Source organism: Pseudomonas alcaligenes (assembly GCF_041729615.1).
In the GTDB taxonomy this organism is placed as follows: Bacteria; Pseudomonadota; Gammaproteobacteria; order Pseudomonadales; family Pseudomonadaceae; genus Aquipseudomonas; species Aquipseudomonas alcaligenes_B.
This window is the reverse complement of the sequence record NZ_CP154874.1, coordinates 3832423-3853237: the sequence shown is the minus strand read 5'-3', so window position 1 is coordinate 3853237 and position 20815 is coordinate 3832423. Positions and strand designations below refer to the sequence as shown.

Annotated in this window: 23 protein-coding genes, 1 pseudogene and 1 riboswitch; of the genes and pseudogenes, 1 reads left to right on the top strand and 23 read right to left on the bottom strand. The window is 69.7% G+C overall.

Annotated features, from left to right (window positions below; translation table 11 throughout):
- Positions 1–63 precede the first annotated feature (63 nt).
- The 7 genes and pseudogenes from AAG092_RS18720 to edd form a co-directional block, all read right to left on the bottom strand.
- A complete protein-coding gene (locus tag AAG092_RS18720) occupies positions 64–1038 on the bottom strand; it encodes a sensor domain-containing diguanylate cyclase (RefSeq protein ID WP_373387873.1) in 975 nt (324 codons plus the stop codon).
- A gap of 55 nt (positions 1039–1093) precedes the next feature.
- On the bottom strand, positions 1094–1507 hold the full coding sequence (gene arfB / locus AAG092_RS18715) for an alternative ribosome rescue aminoacyl-tRNA hydrolase ArfB (protein ID WP_373387872.1): 414 nt from the start codon (positions 1505–1507) through the stop codon (positions 1094–1096).
- Between the two features lie 39 nt (positions 1508–1546).
- The gene (locus AAG092_RS18710; protein ID WP_373387871.1) at positions 1547–1975 is read right to left on the bottom strand and encodes an acyl-CoA thioesterase; all 429 of its coding nucleotides are present in this window, start codon (positions 1973–1975) and stop codon (positions 1547–1549) included.
- A 121-nt stretch (positions 1976–2096) separates the two neighbouring features.
- Positions 2097–2513 (bottom strand): VOC family protein, encoded by a 417-nt coding sequence (locus AAG092_RS18705; RefSeq protein WP_373387870.1) that lies wholly within the window; start codon positions 2511–2513, stop codon positions 2097–2099.
- 9 nt (positions 2514–2522) lie between these two features.
- A complete protein-coding gene (locus AAG092_RS18700; RefSeq protein WP_110682166.1) occupies positions 2523–2945 on the bottom strand; it encodes a YciI family protein in 423 nt (140 codons plus the stop codon).
- Positions 2946–3251: 306 nt separating this feature from the next.
- Positions 3252–3964: pseudogene (pgl, locus tag AAG092_RS18695) on the bottom strand (6-phosphogluconolactonase).
- On the bottom strand, positions 3961–5784 hold the full coding sequence (gene edd / locus AAG092_RS18690) for a phosphogluconate dehydratase (RefSeq protein ID WP_373387869.1): 1824 nt from the start codon (positions 5782–5784) through the stop codon (positions 3961–3963). Before edd ends, pgl begins: the two are co-directional and overlap by 4 nt.
- Positions 5785–5918: 134 nt before the next feature.
- Here edd and AAG092_RS18685 point away from each other — a divergent pair, with 134 nt between their 5' ends.
- The gene (locus AAG092_RS18685) at positions 5919–6962 is read left to right on the top strand and encodes a metal-dependent hydrolase (RefSeq protein ID WP_373387868.1); all 1044 of its coding nucleotides are present in this window, start codon (positions 5919–5921) and stop codon (positions 6960–6962) included.
- Positions 6963–7007: 45 nt separating this feature from the next.
- On the opposite strand, the gene AAG092_RS18680 is transcribed toward AAG092_RS18685, so the two are convergent.
- From AAG092_RS18680 to AAG092_RS18605, 16 genes are all read right to left on the bottom strand, one after another.
- Positions 7008–8396 (bottom strand): amino acid permease, encoded by a 1389-nt coding sequence (locus tag AAG092_RS18680; RefSeq protein ID WP_373389620.1) that lies wholly within the window; start codon positions 8394–8396, stop codon positions 7008–7010.
- Positions 8397–8548: 152 nt separating this feature from the next.
- A complete protein-coding gene (locus AAG092_RS18675) occupies positions 8549–9286 on the bottom strand; it encodes an adenosylcobinamide-GDP ribazoletransferase (RefSeq protein WP_373387867.1) in 738 nt (245 codons plus the stop codon).
- Entirely contained in the window at positions 9286–9858 is a 573-nt protein-coding gene (gene cobC, locus AAG092_RS18670; protein ID WP_076579136.1) for an alpha-ribazole phosphatase family protein, read from the bottom strand. The genes AAG092_RS18675 and cobC overlap by 1 nt, the downstream gene beginning before the upstream one ends.
- Positions 9855–10910: a nicotinate-nucleotide--dimethylbenzimidazole phosphoribosyltransferase gene (cobT, locus tag AAG092_RS18665; RefSeq protein WP_373387866.1), complete on the bottom strand. Its 1056-nt coding sequence runs from the start codon at positions 10908–10910 to the stop codon at positions 9855–9857. Before cobT ends, cobC begins: the two co-directional genes overlap by 4 nt.
- Positions 10907–11428 carry a bifunctional adenosylcobinamide kinase/adenosylcobinamide-phosphate guanylyltransferase gene (gene cobU, locus AAG092_RS18660; RefSeq protein ID WP_021701662.1) on the bottom strand — a complete coding sequence of 174 codons (522 nt, stop codon included), beginning with the start codon at positions 11426–11428 and terminating at the stop codon, positions 10907–10909. Before cobU ends, cobT begins: the two co-directional genes overlap by 4 nt.
- A 10-nt stretch (positions 11429–11438) precedes the next feature.
- Positions 11439–12890 carry a cobyric acid synthase gene (locus AAG092_RS18655; RefSeq protein ID WP_373387865.1) on the bottom strand — a complete coding sequence of 484 codons (1452 nt, stop codon included), beginning with the start codon at positions 12888–12890 and terminating at the stop codon, positions 11439–11441.
- On the bottom strand, positions 12878–13873 hold the full coding sequence (gene cobD / locus AAG092_RS18650) for a threonine-phosphate decarboxylase CobD (RefSeq protein WP_373387864.1): 996 nt from the start codon (positions 13871–13873) through the stop codon (positions 12878–12880). Before cobD ends, AAG092_RS18655 begins: the two co-directional genes overlap by 13 nt.
- Positions 13866–14771: an adenosylcobinamide-phosphate synthase CbiB gene (cbiB, locus tag AAG092_RS18645; protein WP_373387863.1), complete on the bottom strand. Its 906-nt coding sequence runs from the start codon at positions 14769–14771 to the stop codon at positions 13866–13868. The genes cobD and cbiB overlap by 8 nt, the downstream gene beginning before the upstream one ends.
- Positions 14768–15418, bottom strand: a complete 651-nt coding sequence (gene bluB, locus AAG092_RS18640) for a 5,6-dimethylbenzimidazole synthase (protein ID WP_373387862.1) — start codon at positions 15416–15418, stop codon at positions 14768–14770. Before bluB ends, cbiB begins: the two co-directional genes overlap by 4 nt.
- Positions 15415–16707: a cobyrinate a,c-diamide synthase gene (locus AAG092_RS18635; RefSeq protein ID WP_373387861.1), complete on the bottom strand. Its 1293-nt coding sequence runs from the start codon at positions 16705–16707 to the stop codon at positions 15415–15417. Before AAG092_RS18635 ends, bluB begins: the two co-directional genes overlap by 4 nt.
- Before the next feature lie 115 nt (positions 16708–16822).
- Positions 16823–17434, bottom strand: coding sequence for a cob(I)yrinic acid a,c-diamide adenosyltransferase (gene cobO, locus AAG092_RS18630; protein ID WP_373387860.1), 612 nt, complete (start codon positions 17432–17434; stop codon positions 16823–16825).
- A 108-nt stretch (positions 17435–17542) separates the two neighbouring features.
- Positions 17543–17749: riboswitch (cobalamin riboswitch) on the bottom strand.
- A gap of 32 nt (positions 17750–17781) precedes the next feature.
- Complete coding sequence (locus AAG092_RS18625; RefSeq protein ID WP_278956646.1) at positions 17782–18102, bottom strand: hypothetical protein; 321 nt, start codon at positions 18100–18102, stop codon at positions 17782–17784.
- A gap of 4 nt (positions 18103–18106) precedes the next feature.
- The gene (locus AAG092_RS18620) at positions 18107–18769 is read right to left on the bottom strand and encodes a class I SAM-dependent methyltransferase (protein WP_373387859.1); all 663 of its coding nucleotides are present in this window, start codon (positions 18767–18769) and stop codon (positions 18107–18109) included.
- Entirely contained in the window at positions 18766–19281 is a 516-nt protein-coding gene (locus AAG092_RS18615) for a C40 family peptidase (protein ID WP_373387858.1), read from the bottom strand. The genes AAG092_RS18620 and AAG092_RS18615 overlap by 4 nt, the downstream gene beginning before the upstream one ends.
- A 77-nt stretch (positions 19282–19358) precedes the next feature.
- Entirely contained in the window at positions 19359–19970 is a 612-nt protein-coding gene (locus AAG092_RS18610) for a C40 family peptidase (RefSeq protein WP_110682183.1), read from the bottom strand.
- A gap of 69 nt (positions 19971–20039) precedes the next feature.
- Positions 20040–20807, bottom strand: coding sequence for an NAD-dependent deacylase (locus AAG092_RS18605; protein ID WP_373387857.1), 768 nt, complete (start codon positions 20805–20807; stop codon positions 20040–20042).
- Positions 20808–20815 lie beyond the last annotated feature (8 nt).

The window sequence follows — 20815 nt, the reverse complement described above, 5'->3', positions numbered from 1 at the left end:
ACTCTGAGCCTGCAGGCCGGCCTCCACCGCCACAACCCGCCGCACCGCCAGGCGACTAACCACCTACACCTGGCAGGCCCCCGCCTCGCCGCTGCCACAGTGGCCATGCAGCAGGCGGTTGCGGCCTTGCTGCTTGGCCTGGTAGAGCAGGCGGTCCACCGCCTCGATGAAGGCCAGCGGCGAGTCCTGCGCCTCCGGCACTATGGTGCCGACCCCCAGGCTGATGGTCAGCAGGGGGGCGACGTTGGACTGCTCGTGGGGAATCTGCAGCTGGCCGATCAGCCGACGGCAACGCTCGGCCACCTTCTGTGCCGAGTGGGCATCGGTTTCCGGCAGCACCAGGACGAACTCCTCGCCGCCGTAGCGCGCCACGCAGTCGCGCGGGCGGGTCGCCGCCTGGCCGAGGGTCAGGGCCACGCGGCGCAGGCAGTCGTCGCCCTGGATATGCCCGTAGTGGTCGTTGAACTGCTTGAAGAAGTCGATATCCAGCAGGATCAGCGACAGCGGCCGGCGGGTGCGTTGGGCGTTGCTCCACTCGATCTCCATGATCGAGTCGAACATGCGTCGGTTGTTGATGCCGGTCAGGCCGTCCTTGTAGGAGAACTCCTCCAGCTGCTTCTGCAGCGCCAGCAGCTGCTCCTCGGTGCGCTTGCGCTCGCTGATGTCGAACATGAAGCCGATCAGCGCCTCGGGCTCGCCGGCGGCGTTGCGCACCACATGCACCACGTCGCGGATCCACACGTAGTCGCCGTCGCGGGTCAGCGCGCGGTAGTCGGCCTCGTGGTCGATGCCCGACTGCGACTGGGCGATGCAGAAGTTGACCACCTTGTCGCGATCTTCCTCGTGGATGCGCTCGGCCCAGTCGTTGGCGCTGATCCAGCTGTGCTGCGGCCAGCCGAGCAGCTGCTCGATCTGCGGGCCGATATAGGCGAAGGTCATGGTCTGCCAGTCGATCTTCCAGGGAATGGCCCGGGTCGACTCCAGCAGGGTCTTGTATACGGCACTGTCGGCTTGCGCCGCCTGAAGGGGATCGCTCATGACCGGCCTTTCGCTCGCGAGATGGAGTTAGCTGCGAGGCTATGCCGGAGCGGCCCTAGAAGTCCACCTTGCCGCGCCCGGCCTTGATCGCCCCGCGCTTGGCCTTGCCCTCCAGGCGGCGCTTCTTCGAGCCCAGGGTCGGCTTGGTTGGGCGGCGCGCCTTCTCGCTCTTGCCGGCGCTGCGGATCAGCTCGGCCAGGCGCTCCAGGGCGTCAAGCCGGTTCTGCTCCTGGGTGCGGTACTGCTGGGCCTTGATGATCACCACGCCCTCGGCGGTGATGCGGCTGTCGCGCAGCTGCAGCAGGCGCTCCTTGTAGAACGGCGGCAAGGAGGAGGCCTGGCTGTCGAAACGCAGGTGCACGGCGCTGGAGACTTTATTCACGTTCTGCCCGCCGGCACCCTGGGCGCGGATAAAGCTCAGTTCGATCTCGTCATCGGGCAGGTGGACGGAGTTGGAAATCACCAGCATGACAGCGGGCGCCGCGAGGGATGGACGCCCAGCATAGCGTCAAAGCCAGCGGAAATCCTCGCTGCGCTCGGCTGCCTCCATGGCCGCCTTGAGCGCCGGCGGCGGCACGCTGACACGGCGCGTCTCCAGGCTGAACCAGGCGCCGCTGGTGGTCAGGCGGGCACACAGCTCGCCCTTGGCGTTGTTCACCTCGCTGAGCATGGTGAACTTGCTGCCGTCCGCGGACAGCGCACCGACCTGTACCGACACGCTGAAGGGCTGCAGCAGGCGCAACTCCTTGCAGTACTCGATGCGGTCCTCGAACACCACCGGGCCGATCCTCGCCTCGGCGAAGGCCTGCGGGGTGAAGCCGGCGCCGGCCAGGAACAGGAAGCGGGCCTGGGCGGCGTAGTCCTGGTAGCGCGAGTTCTTCAGGTGGGCATTGGAGTCCAGGTCGGCCCAGGTCACCTGGAAATCGAAGCGGGTCATGGCGCGGCTCCTCGTGGTGGCTGGAACAAGCCTAGGCGCCGCGCTCCCCTGGCGAAAGCAGCAGATGCGGCGCAAAAAAGCGGTGCAGACGCGGCGGGACGGCAAGCCGCCCCGCCTTTGCTCAGACCTGGCAGTCGCCGCTGCAGTTGATCATCCAGGGCACGCCGAAGCGGTCGCTGAGCATGGCAAAGCCCTCGGCCCAGAAGGTGCGCTGCAGCGGCATCTGCACCTGGCCACCGGCCGCCAGGGCCTGGAACAGGCGCTCGGCCTGCGCCATGTCCTCGGCCTGCAGCGAGATGTGGCAGCCCTTGATGCCCTCGTAGGGCTGGCCCGGCATGGTGTCGGAGCCCATCAGTAGCTGGCCGTCGCGGCTCAGGCAGGCGTGCATGGTGCGCTCGCGGTGCTCGGGCGGCACGTCAGCGCAGACAGGGCTGTCGGCGAAGGACATCAGCTGCAGCTCGCCGCCGATGGCCTCGGCGTAGAAGTGGAAGGCCTCGGCGCAGCGGCCGTCGAAGATCAGGTAGGCATGGATGTTCATCGCGCTCTCCTATTCCGCGGCGATGCGGGCACGCAGGCGTTCTTCCTGCTCGCGCAGCTCAGGAGTGAACTCGGCGCCGAAGTCCTCGGCCTCGAAGATCTGGCGAATCTCGATCTCCGAGTCGCCCGGCATGGGATTGGGGCAACGCTTGACCCACTCGATGCACTCGGCCAGGGAAGCCACTTCCCACAGCCAGAAACCGGCGATCAGCTCCTTGGTCTCGGCGAAGGGACCGTCGATCACGCTGCGGTTGGCGCCGGAGAAGCGCACGCGCACGCCGCGGCTGCTCGGGTGCAGGCCCTCGCCGGCCTTCATGATGCCGGCCGCGACCAGCTCCTCGTTGTACCTGCCCATGGCCGCCAGCAGCTCCTCGCTGGGCATCACGCCGTTTTCGGAGTCCTCGGTGGCCTTGACTATCACCATGAATCGCATCGTCTTTCTCCCTGATTGGCGCCCGCCACCACGGCGGGTCTGTCCATTGGTCGAACGACAGTCAAGCAGATCGACAGGGGGACGAAAAAATTTTTAACCGAGGGGTCAACCCATCGCAGATTGCATCCGGGCCACTGGCTCCCCTCTCCCAGCAATGGGAGAGGGGCCGGGGGAGAGGGTGATCGCTGACACAGAGCCCCTCTCCCTGCCCCTCTCCCGTAAACGGGAGAGGGGATAACCGGCGAACCCTGTAGCCCGGATGAAATCCGGGGGCGGAGTCGCCTGCTTACCCGGATTGCATTCGGGCTACGGGCACCAGTGGATCTGCAACGGCGGACGCAGCAGTGCGCGAATCGGCAGCGCCTCGGCCAGCCCCGGTTGCAAGGCACGGATCAACGTCGCCAGCTTGGGCTGGCCCTGAATGGCCAGCAGCGCCAGGCGCGCGGCGCGCAGGGGGGCAGGGTCAGGCTCAGGCGCTCGACCGGCGCGCTCGGCGCCAGCATCGGCAGCAGCCGGTGCGGGCAGTCCTCGCGCAGGGCCTCGGCAAGGTTGGGGCTGCCGGGAAACAGCGAGGCGCTATGGCCGTCGTCGCCCATGCCCAGCAGCAGCACGTCGGCCGGTGGCAGCCCGGCCAGACGAGCCTCGGCCCGCTCCGCGGCCTGCGCATGGCTCGCCGCAGGCTGGTACAGACTGACGAAACAGGCCTCGGCCGCCGGCCCCTGCAGCAGGTGACGGCGCACCAGCGCCTCGTTGCTGTCGGGATGTGAGGGTGCCACCCAGCGTTCATCGACCAAGCTCACCAACACCTGCTTCCAGGGCAGCGGCTCGCGCGCCAGGCGCTCGAACAGGGCCACGGGGCTGCGCCCGCCCGAGACCAGCAACAGCGCCCGCCCCCACTCGCCCAGCGCCTGGCGCAGGGCCTCGGCGATGCGCTGCGCCAGGGCCTCGGCCATCTGCGCGGCGCTGTCGTACTGGTAGCCCGGCACGCCGAGCGGCATCTGCAGCGATGCCAGGCTCATTGCAGCGTCGACAGGCTGGCGGAGAACACGCTGGCGCCCTGCTCCGCGCTGCTGAACCCGGCGCGCATGAAGGCGAACAGCTCGCGACCGCTACCGATGGCCGGCGGCGGCGGCGCTACCGGTTCGCGGGCGGCGAACTCGGCGGCCGCCACCAGCACACGCAGCTCGCCCGTGCGCCCGTCGACGCGAATCGGGTCACCGTCGCGCACGCGCGCCAGCGGGCCACCATCGCAAGCCTCGGGGCAGACGTGGATGGCCGCAGGGACCTTGCCCGAGGCGCCGGACATGCGCCCGTCGGTGACCAGCGCGACCTTATAGCCACGCTCCTGCAGCACGCCGAGGAACGGCGTGAGCTTGTGCAGCTCGGGCATGCCGTTGCAGCGCGGGCCCTGGAAGCGCACCACGGCGACAAGGTCGCGGTCCAGCTCGCCGGCCTGGAAGGCGGCGGCCAGTTCGGCCTGGTCATGGAACACCCGCGCCGGTGCCTCCACCACCTGATGCTCCGCAGCCACGGCGGAGACCTTCATCACTGCGCGCCCCAGGTTGCCCTGGAGCAGACGCAGGCCGCCCTCGGCGGAGAACGGCCGCGCCGCCGGGCGCAGGATGCTCTCGTCCAGGCTGGCCGTGGCGCCCGCGCGCCAGACCAGGCGCTCGCCGTCGAGGAAGGGTTCCTCGGTATAACGGCGCAAGCCAGAGCCGGCCACGGTGGCGACATCCTCGTGCAGCAGGCCGGCGTCGAGCAGCTCGCGGATCAGCAGCGCGGTGCCGCCGGCGGCATGGAAGTGATTGATGTCGGCCTTGCCGTTGGGATAGACGTGGGCCAGGGTCGGCACCACCTCGGACAGCTCGGCCATGTCCTGCCAGGTCAGCTGGATGCCGGCGGCCTGGGCGATGGCCGGCAGGTGCAGGCTGTGGTTGGTCGAGCCACCGGTGGCGTGCAGCGCCACCACCGCGTTGACCAGGCAGCGTTCGTCGACCAGCTGCCCCAGCGGCAGGTAGTGCCCACCCTGGCGCGTCAGGCGCGCCGCCTGCTGCGCCGCCGCGCGGGTCAGGGCGTCGCGCAGCGGCGTGCCGGGGTTGACGAAGGAGGCGCCGGGCAGGTGCAGGCCCATCACTTCCATCAGCATCTGGTTGGTGTTGGCGGTGCCATAGAAGGTGCAGGTGCCGGGGCCGTGGTAGGCCTTCATCTCCGACTCGAGCAGTTCGTCGCGACTGGCCTTGCCCTCGGCGAAGCGCTCGCGCACGGCGGCCTTGTCCTTGTTCGACAGACCCGAAGGCATCGGCCCGGCCGGCACGAACAGGGTCGGCAGGTGGCCGAAGCGCAGCGCGCCGATCAGCAGGCCGGGAACGATCTTGTCGCACACGCCCAGGCACAGCGCGGCATCGAACATGTTGTGCGACAGCGCCACGGCGGTGCTCATGGCGATCACCTCGCGGCTGGCCAGGCTCAGCTCCATGCCCGCCTCGCCCTGGGTCACACCGTCGCACATGGCCGGCACCCCGCCCGCCACCTGGCCGACCGAGCCGACCTCGTGCAGTGCCTGCTTGATCAGCGCGGGAAAGCGCTCGTAGGGCTGGTGCGCCGACAAAATGTCGTTGTAGGCGGTCACGATGGCCACGTTGGCCGCATCCGGCAGGCGCAGGGTCTGCTTGTCGTGGCTGCTGCAACCGGCCACGCCGTGGGCGAAGTTGGCGCATTGCAGCTTGCCGCGCTGCGGCCCCTGGGCGGCGGCCGCGGCGATCAGCGCCAGGTAGTGCTGGCGGGTGGCGCGGCTGCGCTCGATCAGGCGCTCGGTGACTTCCAGTACGCGGGGATGCATCGCAAGGCTCCTCTGTTGCATACGCACACTTTACCCCCGCAGGCGGCTGAAATCTTTCGTCGGAATTTCCCGGCTGCCGCCCGCCGCAGGCGGCGCTAAGTTAGCCGCCTGGACTTCCCCCCGCGAGCGACGACATGGACTCGATCACCCAGGCGGTACTCGGCGCCAGCCTCCAGGGCGCCCTGCTCGGCCGTTGGCAGGGCCGCCGCGCCCTGCTCTACGGCGCCATGCTCGGCACCCTGCCGGACCTCGATGTGGTCATCGACTACGGCGACGCCGTGGCCGACATGACCTACCACCGCGGCTTCAGCCACTCGCTGCTGGTGCTCAGCGCCCTGGCCCTGGTCCTGACCCTGCTGATCCGCAAGCTGCGTCCCAACCCCGGCTATTCGGCGCGACGACTGTTCCTGACCCTGTGGCTGGTGTTGATCACCCACCCCTTGCTGGACTCATTCACCAGCTACGGTACCCAGCTGCTGTGGCCCTTCACCCCGCCGCCGGTGGCCTGGTCCTCGGTGTTCATCATCGATCCGCTGTACACCCTGCCGCTGCTGGTGGCGGTAGGCGTCGGCCTGTGGCGCGGCCTGCGCGATCGGCCGCAGTGGCTGGCGATCTCGGCACTGTGCCTGTCCAGCCTGTACCTGGGCTTCAGCGTCGCCGGCAAGTGGATGGCCGAGCAGCGTGTGGAGCAGGTGCTGGCCCAGCGCGGTATCCAGGCCGAGGCCCTGTTCAGCACGCCGACGCCGTTCAACAGCCTGCTGTGGCGGGTCATCGTCATAGAGGGCAACGACTACCACGAGGCCCTAGTCGGCTGGCTGGACGACGCGCCGCCGCGCCTGGAGCGCATTCCCCGCGGCGCCGAGCTGGCCAGGGTGCTGCGCCACTCGCCGCAGCACCAGCGCCTGCAGTGGTTCACCCACGGCGTGCTGCGCTACGACCAGATCGGCGACCGGCTGATCGTGACCGACCTGCGCCTGGGCATGACCGGCTTCCACCCCTTCCGCTTCGTCTTTGCCGAGCGCCGCGACGGCCGCTGGCAACCGCTGCCGCAGGTCGAGCGCCTGCCTTTCAGCCGTGGCGAACCCCAGCACCTGCTGACCCTCTGGCAACGCATCTGGGACGAGGGCGAGCCGATCCAGCTGCTGAGCTGGGCCAACACCCTGAGCCAGCAGCCCTGAATGCAAAAAGCCCGGCAATGCCGGGCTTTTTTCCAGGTGATCCGCTCAGCTCCTGGCCGCCGCCAGCTTGATGCGGTAGCAGACCCAGATGAACAGGATCCAGAACGGGATGGCGTACACCGACACCTGGATGCCCGGGATCATCAGCATCACGCCGAGGATGAACAGCACGAAGGCCAGGCACAGGTAGTTGGCGAAGGGGAACCAGAAGGCCTTGAAGCTCGGTTCCACGCCCTTGGCACGCATGGCCTTACGGAATTTCAGGTGCGAGTAGCTGATCATCGCCCAGTTGATCACCAGCGAGGCCACCACCAGCGACATCAGCAGCTCCAGCGCGCTCTGCGGCGCCAGGTAGTTGACCAGCACGCAGAGCAGGGTCACCGCCGCCGACAGGCCGATGGCCAGCACCGGCACGCCCCGCGCGTTGACCTTCATCAGCGCCCTGGGCGCATCGCCCTGCTCGGCCAGGCCGTAGAGCATGCGGCTGTTGCAGTACACGCCGCTGTTGTAGACCGACAGCGCGGCGGTCAGCACCACGAAGTTGAGCACGTGGGCGGCGGTGTCCTCGCCGATCAGCGAGAAGATCTGCACGAAGGGGCTGCTGCCGTAGGCATCGCCGCCGCTGGTCAGGGTCTTGACCAGGTCGTCCCAGGGGTACAGGGACAGCAGGATGGTCAGCGCGCCGATATAGAAGATCAGGATGCGGTAGACCACCTGGTTGATCGCCTTGGGGATCACCGTCTTCGGCTGGTCGGCCTCGGCGGCGGTGATGCCGACCAGTTCCAGGCCGCCGAAGCTGAACATGATGATGGCCATCATCATCACCAGCCCGGACACCCCGTTGGGGAAGAAGCCGCCATGGCTCCACAGGTTGCTGACGCTGGCCTGCTCGCCGCCGGCGCCGCTGAGCAGCAGGTAGCCGCCGAGCAGGATCATGCCGACGATGGCCACCACCTTGATGATGGCGAACCAGAACTCGGTCTCGCCGAAGGCCTTGACGTTGACCAGGTTGACCAGGTTGATCAGCACGAAGAAGGCCGCCGCCGTGGCCCAGGTGGGAATCTCCGGGTACCAGTACTGCACGTACTTGCCCACCGCCGTGAGTTCGGCCATGCCCACCAGCACGTAGAGCACCCAGTAGTTCCAGCCGGAGAGGAAGCCGGCGAACGGCCCCCAGTAACTATGGGCGAAGTGACTGAAGGAGCCGGCCACCGGCTCCTCGACGATCATCTCGCCGAGCTGGCGCATGATCAGGAAGGCGATGAAGCCGCCGATGGCGTAGCCGAGGATCATCGACGGCCCGGCGCTCTGCAGCACCCCGGCCGAGCCGAGGAACAGGCCGGTGCCGATGGCGCCGCCGAGGGCGATCAGCTGGATATGGCGATTCTTCAGGCCGCGCTTGAGCGGGCCGGTGTGCAGATGCTCGGACATCAGCGAAGGCTCCGGGGCTGGCGGAGGGCAAGGCAAGTGCAAGGCATGGGGTCACCTGTCTGTCGAAAGAGCCGCCGGACTCGTGATCCCGCGGAAACTGCCGCCCACCGTGCGGCGGGCGCCGCGCAGTATACACCCCGGCCGGCGGCGACCGCCTAGCCGAGCAGCGCCAGGCCCAGCAGCACCGCGCACTCGCCCAGCTCGACCAGGGCCCCGGCCGTGTCGCCGGTGGTGCCGCCCAGGCGCGCGACGAAGGCGCGGCGCAGCAGCCAGAACGCCAGCGCGGCGGCGCCCAGGGCCAGCAGGCCGCTCCAGCCGAGCAGCAGCATGGCCAGAGCATGTACGGCCAAAACCCACGGCAGTGGCTGGCGCGGCAGATGCTCGGCCAGCGCGGCGCCCAGGCCACCGGCACGCACGTAAGGGGTAGTCAGCAGCAGCAGCGGCAGCAGCGCCCGGCCCAGCCAGGGCGCCAGCAACAGACCGGCCCAGGCGCCCTGCCCCAGCAACACCACCAACGCGGCGAACTTGAGCAGCAGCACCAGCAACAGCACGACCACGGCGATCGGCCCGCTGCGCGGGTCCTTCATGATGTCCAGCGTGCGCTGGCGATCACCATGCCCGCCGATCCAGGCATCGGCCGTATCGGCCAGGCCGTCCAGGTGCAGGCCACCGGACAAGCCAACCCAGACGGCCAGCAGGATGGCCGCCTGGAGCAACGCCGGCGTATCACCCAGCAACCCGTGCAGCGCCAGCAGCAGGCCGCCGAGCAGCACCCCGACCAGCGGATACCAGAGCAGCGAGCGGCCGATCTGCTCGGGCTCCGGCATGCCGGGCAGGCGCACCGGCAGGCGGGTCAGGAACTGCAGGGCGATCAGCGCGGGCGTCGGCAGCATCAGGCTTCGGTCAGTTGCAGACCGGGCTCGACCTGCAGGCCGTGCAGTGCGCCGTAGCCCACCTCCACCTGCAGCAGCTGGTTTTCCGGCAGGTTGCGCGCGCGCGCCAGCAGCAGGCGCATCACCCCGCCGTGGGTCACCAGCAGCACGCGCTGGCCGTCCAGCTCGGCCTGCAGGCGCTCGACGGCGCCGAGCACGCGTGCGGCGAAGTCACGTACCGGCTCGGCTTCGGGCGGGGTGAAGTGATAGGGATCGTTCCAGAACTGGCCGAGCGCCTCCGGGTCCTCGAGCAGCACCTGCGCCGAGTTGCGCCCTTCCCAGGCGCCGAAGTGCAGCTCGCGCAGGTCGGCCTCGATGCGCAGCGGCAGGCCATTGGCCTCGGCAAACTCGCGGGCGAAGCTCTCGCAGCGCTGCAGTGGCGAGCTGATCACCAGGTCCCAGCCGCCTTTGCCGGCCAGGGCCAGCTGCATCTGCTGGCGGCCCTGCTCGGTCAGGGCGTCGTCACTGCTGCCACGGAAACCGGGGCCGCCATCGGTTACGCCGTGGCGCAACATGTCCAGGGAAAGCGTCATTGTTTGTCCTCAACCAGGGCTTCAGAAAAGGTAGCCATGCCGCCATGCAGCGCGCAGGCAAGTTTGATCAGGGGTAGCGCCAGCGCCGCGCCGCTGCCCTCGCCCAGGCGCAGGCCGAGGTCGAGCAGCGGGACGGCATCCAGTTCGGCCAGCAGCGCGGCGTGGCCCGGCTCGGCGCCGGCATGGGCGAACAGCAGCCAGGGCTGCACACCGGGGTTCAGGCGCACGGCGCACAGCGCGGCGGCCGTGCAGATAAAGCCGTCGACCAGCGCCGGCACACCGGCCTGGGCGCAGGCCAGGTAGGCACCGGCCAGCGCCGCCAGCTCGAAGCCGCCGACCCGGCGCAGAGCCTCGGCGGGGTCCGCAAGGTGTTCGCGGTGCAGGGCCAGGGCACGTTCGATCACGGCCAGCTTGCGCCCCACGCCGGCGCCGTCCAGGCCGGTACCGGGGCCGGTCAGCTGCGCCGGCTGTAGATCGCTCAGGGCACAGGCCAGGGCCGTGGCGGCGCTGGTGTTGCCGATACCCATCTCGCCGGCCAGGAACAGGTCGCAGCCCTCGGCCAGTATCTGCTGCAGGGTGTCGCGACCGGCCTGCAGGGCGGCCGCACACTGCGCCACTGTCATTGCCGGCTGCAGCGCGAAGTTGGCGGTGCCGGCGCCCAGGCGCAGGTGGCGCACGCCGGGCAATTCGAGCGCGGTATCGATGGTGCCGAGGTCGACCAGGCGCAGCGGCACGCCCTGCTCGCGGGCCAACACGCTGATCGCCGCGCCGCCGGCGACGAAGTTGCCGAGCATCTGCGCGGTCACCGCCTGCGGGTAGGCCGACACGCCTTCGGCGACCACGCCGTGGTCGCCGGCGAACAGCGTCAGGTGCGGCTGGTCGATGGCGGGCTTCTCGCGCCCCTGCAGGGCGGCCAGGCGCACAGCCAGCGCCTCCAGCGCGCCGAGGGCGCCGCGCGGCTTGGTCAGCTGCGCCTGGCGCGCCAGAGCAGCGGCCTCGGCGGCGGCATCGGGCTGGCGACAGGTCTGCTGCCACCAGGGTGAAGCGGTCATAGCGGCTCTCCTTTGAGCAGCATGGGCAGGCCGGCGACGGTGAACAGCACCCGCTCGGCGCGTTCGGCCACGGCCTGGTGCAGCCAGCCGGCCTCGTCGACATAGCGCCGGGTCAGTTCGCCCAGCGGCACCACGCCCAGGCCAGTCTCGTTGCTGACCAGGATGATGCGCCCGGGCAGCTCGGCCAATGCCTCGAGAAAGGCATCGCGCTGCATGGCCAGACGCGTGTCGTCGTCCAGCATCAGCAGGTTGGTCAGCCACAGGGTCAGGCAGTCGACCAGCAGGCAGCGGCCGGGGGCGGCATTGTCGCGCAGGGCGCGAGCCAGTTCGAGGGGTTCCTCCACCAGGCCCCAGTCGGCCGGACGGCGCTGGCGGTGGTGCTGGATGCGCGCACTCATCTCGCCGTCCAGCGCCTGGCTGGTGGCGATGTAGGTCACGGCCAGGCCGCTCTGCGTGGCCAGCCGCTCGGCCAGGCGGCTCTTGCCGGAGCGGGCGCCGCCGAGGATCAGTTCGAGCATGGTTTGCCCCTTACAGGCCGCACAGCTCGCGGAGCAGGCGGGTATCCAGGTGCGCCTCGACCAGGTCGGCCAGGCGCTCGATGTCACGTTCGCGGCGCGCATGGTAATCCACTTGCCGCGCCTCGCGCAGGCCCGCCCAGGCGAGCAGCGCGGCGCAGGCGGCCGGCGCCTCGAACAGACCGTGCAGATAGGTGGCCATGACCTGGCCGTCGGCGCTGAGGGCGCCGTCGCTGCGGCCATCGTCCAGGCGCACGGCGGGCGTGGCCAATGCCGGGCCGGCGCTGACCCCGGCATGGATCTCGTAGCCGCTGACCTCCAGATCATCCAGGGCCAGACGGCCACGCACGTTGCGCAGCTGCTTTTCCGGCTCCAGCACGGTGGCGTAGTCGAGCAGGCCGAGACCCGCACTGCTGCCGGCCGGGCCTTCCAGACCGTGGGGATCGTCGATGCGGCTGCCGAGCATCTGCAGCCCGCCGCAGATGCCGAGGACCTTGCCGCCGTAGCGCAGGTGGCGGGCGATGGCGGCGTCCCAGCCGTGCTCGCGCAGGCGCGCCAGGTCGGCGCGCACGCTCTTCGAGCCGGGCAGGATGATCAGGTCGGCCGGTGGTATCGCCTGGCCGGGGCCGATGAACTGCAGATCCACCTGCGGGTGCAGGCGCAGCGGGTCGAAGTCGGTGTGGTTGCTGATGCGCGGCAGCACCGGCACCGCCACGCGCAGCACTTCGCGGCCCTTGTCCGGCTGCAGCACCTGCACCGCATCCTCGGCCTCCAGGTGGAAGTCCATCAGGTACGGCAGCACGCCGAGCACCGGCTTGCCGGTACGCGCTTCCAGCCAGTCCAGCCCCGGCTGCAGCAGGGCGATGTCGCCGCGGAAGCGGTTGATCACGAAGCCCTTGACCCGCGCCTGCTCGCTCGGCGAGAGCAGCTCCAGGGTGCCGACCAGGTGGGCGAACACCCCGCCCTTGTCGATATCGGCGATCAGCAGCACCGGGCAGTCCACCGCCTCGGCGAAGCCCATGTTGGCGATGTCGCCGGCCCTGAGGTTGATCTCGGCCGGCGAACCGGCGCCCTCCACCATCACCACCGGGTACTGCGCGGCGAGGCGCGCGTGGGACTCGAGCACCGCCGCGCGGGCGACCTGCTTGTAGTCGTGGTAGGCCACCGCATGCATGTTGCCGATGGCGCGGCCCTGGATGATCACCTGGGCGCCGGTATCAGAGTTGGGTTTGAGCAATACCGGGTTCATGTCGGTGTGCGGCGCCAGCCCCGCCGCCTGGGCCTGCACCGCCTGGGCGCGGCCGATCTCGCCGCCGTCGGCGGTCACCGCACTGTTCAGCGCCATGTTCTGCGGCTTGAACGGCACCACGCTGACGCCCTGGCGTCTGAGCCAGCGGCACAGGGCGGTCACCAGGGTGCTCTTGCCGGCATCCGAGGTGGTGCCCTGGATCATCAGAGTGGCCATGCGGGTCTCTCCTGCAGCGCCTGCTCCAGGCGCTGCCAGCCAGCCTCGTCGGCCGGCAGGCCGAAACGCAGGCAGCGGCTCTCGGCAAACAGGCGCAACAGGATGCCGCGCCGGGCGAAGTAGCCGTGCAACCCGACCGCGTGCGGGTGGCCGACCAGCTGGAACAGCGCCGTGCCACCGGCCGGCGCCAGACCATGGGCACTGAGCAGCACGGCCAGGCGCAGACCGTCGGCAGACAGGCGCTCACGCTGGCGCTGCTGGCCCTGGCTGTCGGCCAGCAAGGTGCTGGCCACCGCACGAGCCGGACCGCTGACGGTCCAGGGGCCGAGCTGCTCGCCGAGGTGATCGAGCAGCGCCTGTTCGGCCAGGATGAAGCCCAGGCGGATGCCGGCCAGGCCGAAGAACTTGCCGAACGAGCGCAAGACGATCAGGCCCGGCCGCTGGCTCTCGGCGGCCAGGCTGTGCTGCGGCGTGCAGTCCATGAACGCCTCGTCCACCACCAGCCAGCCCCCGCGCTCGGCCAGGCGCGCATGCCAGCGGAGCAGGCGCTCGCGCTCGATCAGCCGGCCGCTGGGGTTGTTCGGGTTGATCACCAGCAGTACGTCGAAGCGCTCCAGCGAGCGCTCCACCGCTCCCTCGCTCAGCTCCTGTACCAGATGCCCCTCGCGGCGCCAGGCCAATGCGTGCTCGGCATAGGCTGGCGACACCACGCCGACCCGCAGGCCGGGGTGGCGCAGGCGCGGCAAGGCCTGGATCGCCGCCTGCGAGCCGGCCACCGGCAGCAGAGCGGCGGCGCCGTAGTAATCGCGGGCCAGCGCTTCCAGGCCATCGTCCTGCTCCGGCAGGCGCTGCCAGGCGTCGGCCGGGATCGGCGGCAGCGGCCAACCATAGGGCGCAATGCCGGTGGACAGATCGAGCCAGTCCGCCACGGCAATGCCATAGCGCTGCGCCGCCGCGCGCAACCGCCCGCCATGCTCAAGCAAGGTACAACTCCCCGATGGCCAGCCCAACCAGCCACAGCAGCACACCGAGGTAGACCAGGTTGAGCGCCCGCTCGATATCGCGCGCCTGCGCCGGTGCCCCCTCGCCCAGCTGCGGGCGCTGCTCCTCGACGCCGTGGTAGATGGCCGAACCACCCAGCTGCACCTGCAGCGCGCCGGCGCCGGCGGCCATTACCGGCCCGGCGTTGGGGCTGTCCCACTGCGGCGCCTGGCGCCGCCAGCAGCGCAGGGCCTCGCGCGAGCGCCCCAGCAGCGCGTAAGTCAGTGCCACCAGCCGCGCCGGCACATAGTTCAGAACATCATCGATCTTCGCCGCAGCCCAGCCGAAGCGCTCGAAACGCTCGTTGCGATAGCCCCACATGGCGTCCAGGGTGTTGCTCAGGCGGTGCAGCAGCACGCCCGGCGCGCCCAGCACGGCGAACCAGAACAGCGAGGCGAACACCGCATCGGCGCCATTCTCCAGTACCGACTCGGTGCCGGCGCGGGCCACGCCGCAGGCATCCAGCTCGCTGGTGCGGCGGCTGACTAGGTAGCCGACGCGGCGGCGCGCCTCGTCGAGATTGCCCAGACGCAGCGCCTGCGCCACCGGCAGCGCATGCTGGGCGAGGCTCTTGAGGCCGAGGGCGAAATACAGCACAAGGATGTCGACCAGCCAGCCCAGGCTGCTCAGGCTCAACAGCCAGGCCAGCAGCACCGGCGGCAGCACCGCCAGGCACCAGCCGCTGACGCCATGGCTGCGCCAGCCGCGCCCGCCCGAGTTGAGGCGCTGCTCGATGCGCTGCGCCAGGTGGCCGAAGCCCACCAGCGGGTGCCAGCGCCGCGGCTCGCCGAGCCAGGCGTCCAGGCCGACGCCGGCCAGGGCGGACAGTGCGACACTCACGAGCGCTGCCCCCAGCGGTCGCTGAACACCAGTTCGTCCAGCGCCTGCTCGCGGGCCCAGCCTTCCTGCACCAACATCGGCTTGTCGTAGAACTCGCTCACCGGGCCCAGACAGAGCACCGCCACCGGTTGGCTACCCGCCGGCATGCCGAGCAACTCGGCCAAGGCGACAGGATCGAACAGCGACACCCAGCCCATCCCCAGCCCCTCGGCACGCGCCGCCAGCCAGAGGTTCTGCAGGGCGCAGGCGAGCGAGGCCAGGTCCATCTGCGGCAGGGTGCGACGGCCGAACACATGAGCCTCGCGACCGTCCATCAGGGCCGCCACCAGCAGCTCGGCACAGTCGCGAATGCCCTCGACCTTGAGCCGCATGAACTCGTCGCTGCGCTCGCCCAGGGCCTCGGCGGTACGCACACGCTCGGCCTCGACCAGGCCATGGATGGCGTCCCGAAGTTCGGGCCGGGTGATGCGGATAAAGCGCCAGGGCTGCATCAGGCCGACGCTCGGTGCCTGGTGCGCCGCCTGCAGCAGCCGGGCCAGCAGCTCCGGGGCTACCTCGCCGCCGGCGAAATGGCGCATGTCGCGGCGCTCGGCAATGGCGCGGTACACCGCGGCGCGTTCCTCGGGGCTGAAGGCGTGGTCGGTCATGGCAGCAACAGCTCGGCCGCCGCCCGTGGGTTGGACGGCAGGTAGAAGTGGATGTAGGAGGCGGTCAGGCGCCCCAGGCGGTACACCGCCTCGGCCACCGGCTTGCCATTCGGGCAAACGCCCCGGGCCAGCGGCGCCAGGGCGCAGTCCAGCACGGAATGGTGGTAAGTATGCCCGCGCAGGGCCCCTTCCGGCAGCTCCACCTGCTGCAGGGCCAGCGCGGCCAGGCGCGGCTGCAGGCGCGCGCTGCCGGGCAGCAGGCCGAGCAGCTCGGCGCTGGCGCCCTGTTTGTCGGTCAGGGCCTCGAGCAGATAGAGCATGCCGCCGCACTCGGCGAGGATCGGCTTGCCGGCGTCATGGTGCGCGCGGATGGCCCGCAGCATTGGCCGGTTATCGGCCAGCGCCTGCAGGTGCAGCTCGGGGTAGCCGCCGGGCAGGTAGAGGCTATCGACATCCGGCAGCGCCGCATCGGCAAGCGGCGAGAAGAACCGTAGCTCGGCGCCCAGCGCGCGCAACAGGTCGAGGTTGGCCTGGTAGAGGAAGGCGAAGCTGGTGTCGCGCGCCACGCCGATGCGCACACCGGCCAACAGCGGCTCGATGCACGGGTCGTCCGCGGCGGCGAAGTTCACCGCCTCGGGCAGCACCTCGCCGGCGCTGGCCAGCAGGGCATCGGCGGCGGCGTCCAGGCGCGCATCGAGGTCGGCCAGCTCCTCGGCCTGGATCAGCCCCAGGTGGCGGCGTGGCAGCTCCAGTGCGGCCGAGCGCGGCAGACCGCCGAACCAGCGGATCGAGGGCGGCAGGCTGGCCTGCAGGATGCCGTTGTGGCGCTCGCTGCCGGTGCGGTTGGCCAGCACCCCGGCGAACGGCAGATCGGCCTGGAAATGCGCCAGGCCGTAGGCCAGGGCGGCAAAGGTCTGGGCCATGGCGCCGGCGTCGATCACCCCGAGCACCGGTATGCCGAAACGGCGCGCCAGGGCAGCGGCCGAGGGCTGGCCGTCGAACAGACCCATGACCCCTTCGATAAGAATCAGGTCGGCCTCCTGCGCCGCCTGCCCGAGCAGACGCCGGCACTCGTCCTCGCCGACCATCCACAGGTCCAGCTGGTACACCGGCGCGCCGCTGGCACGGGCGAGAATCATCGGATCAAGGAAGTCCGGGCCGCACTTGAACACCCGCACGCGGCGCCCGGCGCGGCGGTGCAGGCGTGCCAGGGCGGCGGTGACGGTGGTCTTGCCCTGGCCGGAGGCAGGCGCGGCGATCAGCAGGGCCGAGCAACTGCGAGTGGTCATTGCCCTCTCCCCCGGCCCCTCTCCCATAAATGGGAGAGGGGAGTAGTACGCGAAAGCTTCAGGCTCATATCTCCCTCTCCCGCGTGCGGGAGAGGGCTGGGGAGAGGGTAGCGAGTCAAAACTCGACCCCCTTCTGCGCCTTCACTCCGGCCTTGAAGGCATGCTTGACCAGCGCCATCTCGGTCACCGTATCCGCCGCCTCGACCAGCTCCGGCAGGGCGCCGCGCCCGGTCACCACCACGTGCTGCAGCAGCGGCCGCGCCTCGATGTCGGCGAGCACCTGGTCGAACTGCAGGTAGCCATACTTGAGGGCGATGTTCAGCTCGTCCAGCACCACCAGGCCGATGCCTTCGTCGGCCAGCAGGCGCTGCGCCACCTGCCAGGCCTCGCCGGCCATGGCAATATCGCGCTGGCGGTCCTGGGTCTCCCAGGTGAAGCCCTCGCCCATCACGAACCACTGCACCTCATCGGGAAAGCGGCGGAAGAAGGCCTCCTCGCCGGTGCTGGCGGCGCCCTTGATGAACTGCACCACGCCGACCTTCATGCCGTGGCCGAGGGCGCGGGCGACCATGCCGAAGGCCGAGCTGCTCTTGCCCTTGCCGTTGCCGGCATGCACCAGCAGCAGGCCGTACTCGTCCTGGGCCTGGGCGATCTTCGCGTCGATCAGGGCTTTCTTGCGCTGCATGCGCGCCTGGTGGCGGGCGTCGCGTTCTGCCGATTCGGCCATGCCGCTCTCCTGTCCGGCCCAGGGGCCAGGCATTGGGTGTCGAAAGGCAGAAGACGGACGCACGCAGGAAGGGCCGCAGGCCCTGCCCACCCGCAAAGCCCGCCGCAATGCCGTGGAAGCGCGACAGGCCGGTCTCCGGGCTCGTGAGCCAGGCCATTGGCCTGCGGGTCGCGCCTTCCCGTGCCAAGGCACAGTGGCGTAGGCGACCCTTGTCTCACCTACCGTTGCGGGGGCAGCGCCGGCTTGAATGGACCGGCTTCCCTGTTTCACCCCTCGGCCACGCATGGCGGGGGCACCTGTTGCAGGCGCGCAGGGTAGAGGCTGGGGGCGGGAGCGTCAACGCGTGCTCAGAAGCGCGGGGTGAAACCGGCCGGCTTGCTCGCCAGCCAGGCGACGAAGGTGCGCAGGCGCTCGTCGGCCAACAGGGCCTCGCGGCTGTTGTAGGTCAGCGCCAGCTCCTTCTCGTCGAACAGCCGGTGGATCTGGTTGTGGCAGGCGCGGCAGACCCACAGGGTGGCGGTGATGCGCTCGGCCCTGGCGAAGCGCTTCTGCACATAAGGCTTGTCGTGCAGGGCCTTGGGAATCAGGTGATGGCGGGTCAGCGGCAGCCGGCGGGCACACAGCTCGCAGGCCTCCGGCTGCGGCGGCAGGCGGATCGGCTCGGCCATGGCCTCAGCGCTTGCGACAGAGGGTCAGGCCATCGCCCAGCGGCAGCAGGCTGAGGTCGATGCGCGTGTCGCGGCGCAGGCCGCGGTTGAGCGCCTGGATGGCGCGGGTGTCCTGGCTTTCCGGGTTCGGCTCCAGCACCCGGCCGCTCCACAGCACGTTGTCGAACAGGATCAGCCCGCCCTGGCGCACCAGCACCAGGGCATGCTCCAGGTACACCGGATAGTTGGCCTTGTCGGCATCGATGAAGATCAGGTCGAAGCTCTCGGCCTGGCCGCCGCGCTCCAGCGCATTGAGGGTCTCTAGCGCCGGCGCCAAGCGCAGCTCGATGCGCTCGGCCACACCCGCCTCGTACCAGTAGCGCTCGGCGATGGCGTTGTACTCGCCGGGCAGGTCGCAGCAGATCAGGCGACCGTCCGCCGGCAGGGCCTGGGCCATGCACAGCGCGCTGTAGCCGGTGAAGGTGCCGATCTCGAGGATCCGGCGGGCGCCGGTCAGCTGCACCAGCAGGGCCATGAACTGGCCCTGCTCGGGGGCGATCTGCCAGCGCGCCATGGGCAGCTGCGCGGTTTCCTCGCGCAGGCGCTTGAGCAGCGGCGACTCGCGCAGGGAAACATCCAGCAGGTACTGGTAGAGGGCGTCGTCGAGATTCAGCGTGCGATTGGTCATGGCTGGCGCGCCAGCTGACGGGCGGCCAGCACCCGCTTGGCGCCCAGGTAGCTCTTCTGCCAGTAGGTCTGGCTCAGGTAGTCCAGGCGCACGGTGCCGCCGCTGGACGGCGCATGCACGAAGCGCCCCTCGCCGACGTAGATGCCGGCATGGCTGACCTGGCCACCGCCATTGGTGGCGAAGAACACCAGGTCGCCGCTCTGCAGCTGGTCACGCCCGACGCTGGGCGCGCGCACATGGATCATTTCGCGGGTCGAGCGCGGCAGGGCGATGCCGGCCGAGTTGCGGTAGACGTAGCCGATCAGGCCACTGCAGTCGAAGCCGCTCTCCGGGGTATTGCCGCCGTAGCGATACGGCGTGCCGACCAGGCCGATGGCGCTGATCAGCACGTCGTCGGCACTGCCATCCACGATCGGGAAGGGGTTGCTGGGTTCTTCGGCGGGAGGGTTGCCGGCGCAGGCGGTGAGCAGCGCGGCGAGGGCTAGCAGGGAAAGGCGAGCCGTGAAATGCATGGGCGGGCGTCCTGGCCGGGATGCGCCCTACTCTGCCGGCTCATGGGCGTAGGCGCAAGGCCCACGCCCATGGCGGATCAGCGATGCAGCGCTGCGGGGGCGGCGCCCGACTGCTCCGGAGCCAGGGCCAGCACGCGCTTGGCTTCCATGTAGCTGCGCTTCCAGTAGCTGTCTTCCAGGCTGTCGATGCGCACGCCGCCGCTGCGGCTGCTGCTGGAATGGATGAACTGGTCATCGCCCAGGTAGATGCCGGCGTGGCTGACGCGGCCGCGACCACGGTTGTTGAAGAAGATCAGGTCGCCCGGTTCCAGCTCGTCACGCGAGACCAGCGGTGCGTCGAGGTTGATCATCTCGCGGGTCGAGCGCGGCAGCTGCAGACCGGCCTCTTCCCTGAACAGGTAGCCGATGAAGCCGCTGCAGTCGAAGCCGGTCTTGATCGACGTGCCACCGAAACGGTACTTGGTGCCGACCAGCGACAGCCCCTGGCTGAGGATGCTGTCCGCCAGCGAGGGCAGTTCGTAGGGCTGATCGTCCGTGAAGTCGGCCATCTGCTCGTCGGTCATGTACTCGACCGGCGGCTGTGGCTCCTGTTGGGCCAGATCCATCTGGGACTGCGGCGCCTGGTTGGCGCAGGCCGCCAGCAGGGCTGTGAGTGCAATGGGCACGAGGGGTGCGAAGCGCTTGAGCATGGGCACGACCGTGTCTGTCTGGTTTTTATTGGTGGGCGACTATGCCGTCTGTCGACGTGATTTGCAAATTCAATGCCCGGAAATGTGACTCAGTAGTTCCGGCAAAACGTCTGACGCCCTTCCCGACAGACGGACATCCACCAGGCGGCTGATATCGGTGTGCTGCGGGTTCACTTCCACGGTGAAACCCTTGTTCCTGCGGGCTTCCAGCACCGGCTCGACGATATAGGGGAAGCTCGCCGTGGTGCCCACCGCGATCACCACCTCGAAGCCCTGGCGCACCTGGTCATAAAGCCGACCAATGGCATCCTCGGGCAGCATCTCCTCGAACAGCACCACCGGCGGGCGCAACACGCCCCCGCATTGTGCACAACGTGGCGGCAGCGGACGGCGCAGGTGCTCGGCCAGCTGCGGGTCCTCGGCCCCGCAGGACTGGCAGTACAGCGGCGCCAGTTCGCCGTGAATCTCGATCAGGCGCTCCACCGGCGAACCCACGGCGCGGTGGTAGCCGTCGATGTTCTGCGTCAGCACCCAGCAACCGGGCTTGCGCCGCTGCAGCTCGGCGATGGCGGCATGCCCGGCATTCGGCGCGGCACCCAGGCAGGCTTCGCCCAGCTGTGCCAGGTACTTCCAGCACAGCGCCGGATCGCGCTGCAGCATCGGCCCGGACAGCGCCGCCTCGATCGGCAGGCCCTCGGCAGTCAGACCGTTGTACAGCCCGCCGAGGCCGCGATAGGTCGGCAGCCCGGAGTCGGCCGAGAGACCGGCACCGCTGATGACCAGGATGCGCTCGGCGTTCTGGATGGCCTGGGCGACGCGGAGAATGTCCTGTTGCATGGGTTGCC

Bases quoted from the DNA above. Each gene is read 5' to 3' on its own strand.
- AAG092_RS18720 (WP_373387873.1), bottom strand. From the start codon at position 1,038: ATGAGCGATCCCCTTCAGGCGGCGCAAGCCGACAGTGCCGTATACAAG.
- arfB (WP_373387872.1), bottom strand. From the start codon at position 1,507: ATGCTGGTGATTTCCAACTCCGTCCACCTGCCCGATGACGAGATCGAA.
- AAG092_RS18710 (WP_373387871.1), bottom strand. From the start codon at position 1,975: ATGACCCGCTTCGATTTCCAGGTGACCTGGGCCGACCTGGACTCCAAT.
- AAG092_RS18705 (WP_373387870.1), bottom strand. From the start codon at position 2,513: ATGAACATCCATGCCTACCTGATCTTCGACGGCCGCTGCGCCGAGGCC.
- AAG092_RS18700 (WP_110682166.1), bottom strand. From the start codon at position 2,945: ATGCGATTCATGGTGATAGTCAAGGCCACCGAGGACTCCGAAAACGGC.
- edd (WP_373387869.1), bottom strand. From the start codon at position 5,784: ATGCATCCCCGCGTACTGGAAGTCACCGAGCGCCTGATCGAGCGCAGC.
- AAG092_RS18685 (WP_373387868.1), top strand. From the start codon at position 5,919: ATGGACTCGATCACCCAGGCGGTACTCGGCGCCAGCCTCCAGGGCGCC.
- AAG092_RS18675 (WP_373387867.1), bottom strand. From the start codon at position 9,286: ATGCTGCCGACGCCCGCGCTGATCGCCCTGCAGTTCCTGACCCGCCTG.
- cobC (WP_076579136.1), bottom strand. From the start codon at position 9,858: ATGACGCTTTCCCTGGACATGTTGCGCCACGGCGTAACCGATGGCGGC.
- cobT (WP_373387866.1), bottom strand. From the start codon at position 10,910: ATGACCGCTTCACCCTGGTGGCAGCAGACCTGTCGCCAGCCCGATGCC.
- cobU (WP_021701662.1), bottom strand. From the start codon at position 11,428: ATGCTCGAACTGATCCTCGGCGGCGCCCGCTCCGGCAAGAGCCGCCTG.
- AAG092_RS18655 (WP_373387865.1), bottom strand. From the start codon at position 12,890: ATGGCCACTCTGATGATCCAGGGCACCACCTCGGATGCCGGCAAGAGC.
- bluB (WP_373387862.1), bottom strand. From the start codon at position 15,418: ATGACCGACCACGCCTTCAGCCCCGAGGAACGCGCCGCGGTGTACCGC.
- AAG092_RS18635 (WP_373387861.1), bottom strand. From the start codon at position 16,707: ATGACCACTCGCAGTTGCTCGGCCCTGCTGATCGCCGCGCCTGCCTCC.
- cobO (WP_373387860.1), bottom strand. From the start codon at position 17,434: ATGGCCGAATCGGCAGAACGCGACGCCCGCCACCAGGCGCGCATGCAG.
- AAG092_RS18625 (WP_278956646.1), bottom strand. From the start codon at position 18,102: ATGGCCGAGCCGATCCGCCTGCCGCCGCAGCCGGAGGCCTGCGAGCTG.
- AAG092_RS18620 (WP_373387859.1), bottom strand. From the start codon at position 18,769: ATGACCAATCGCACGCTGAATCTCGACGACGCCCTCTACCAGTACCTG.
- AAG092_RS18615 (WP_373387858.1), bottom strand. From the start codon at position 19,281: ATGCATTTCACGGCTCGCCTTTCCCTGCTAGCCCTCGCCGCGCTGCTC.
- AAG092_RS18610 (WP_110682183.1), bottom strand. From the start codon at position 19,970: ATGCTCAAGCGCTTCGCACCCCTCGTGCCCATTGCACTCACAGCCCTG.
- AAG092_RS18605 (WP_373387857.1), bottom strand. From the start codon at position 20,807: ATGCAACAGGACATTCTCCGCGTCGCCCAGGCCATCCAGAACGCCGAG.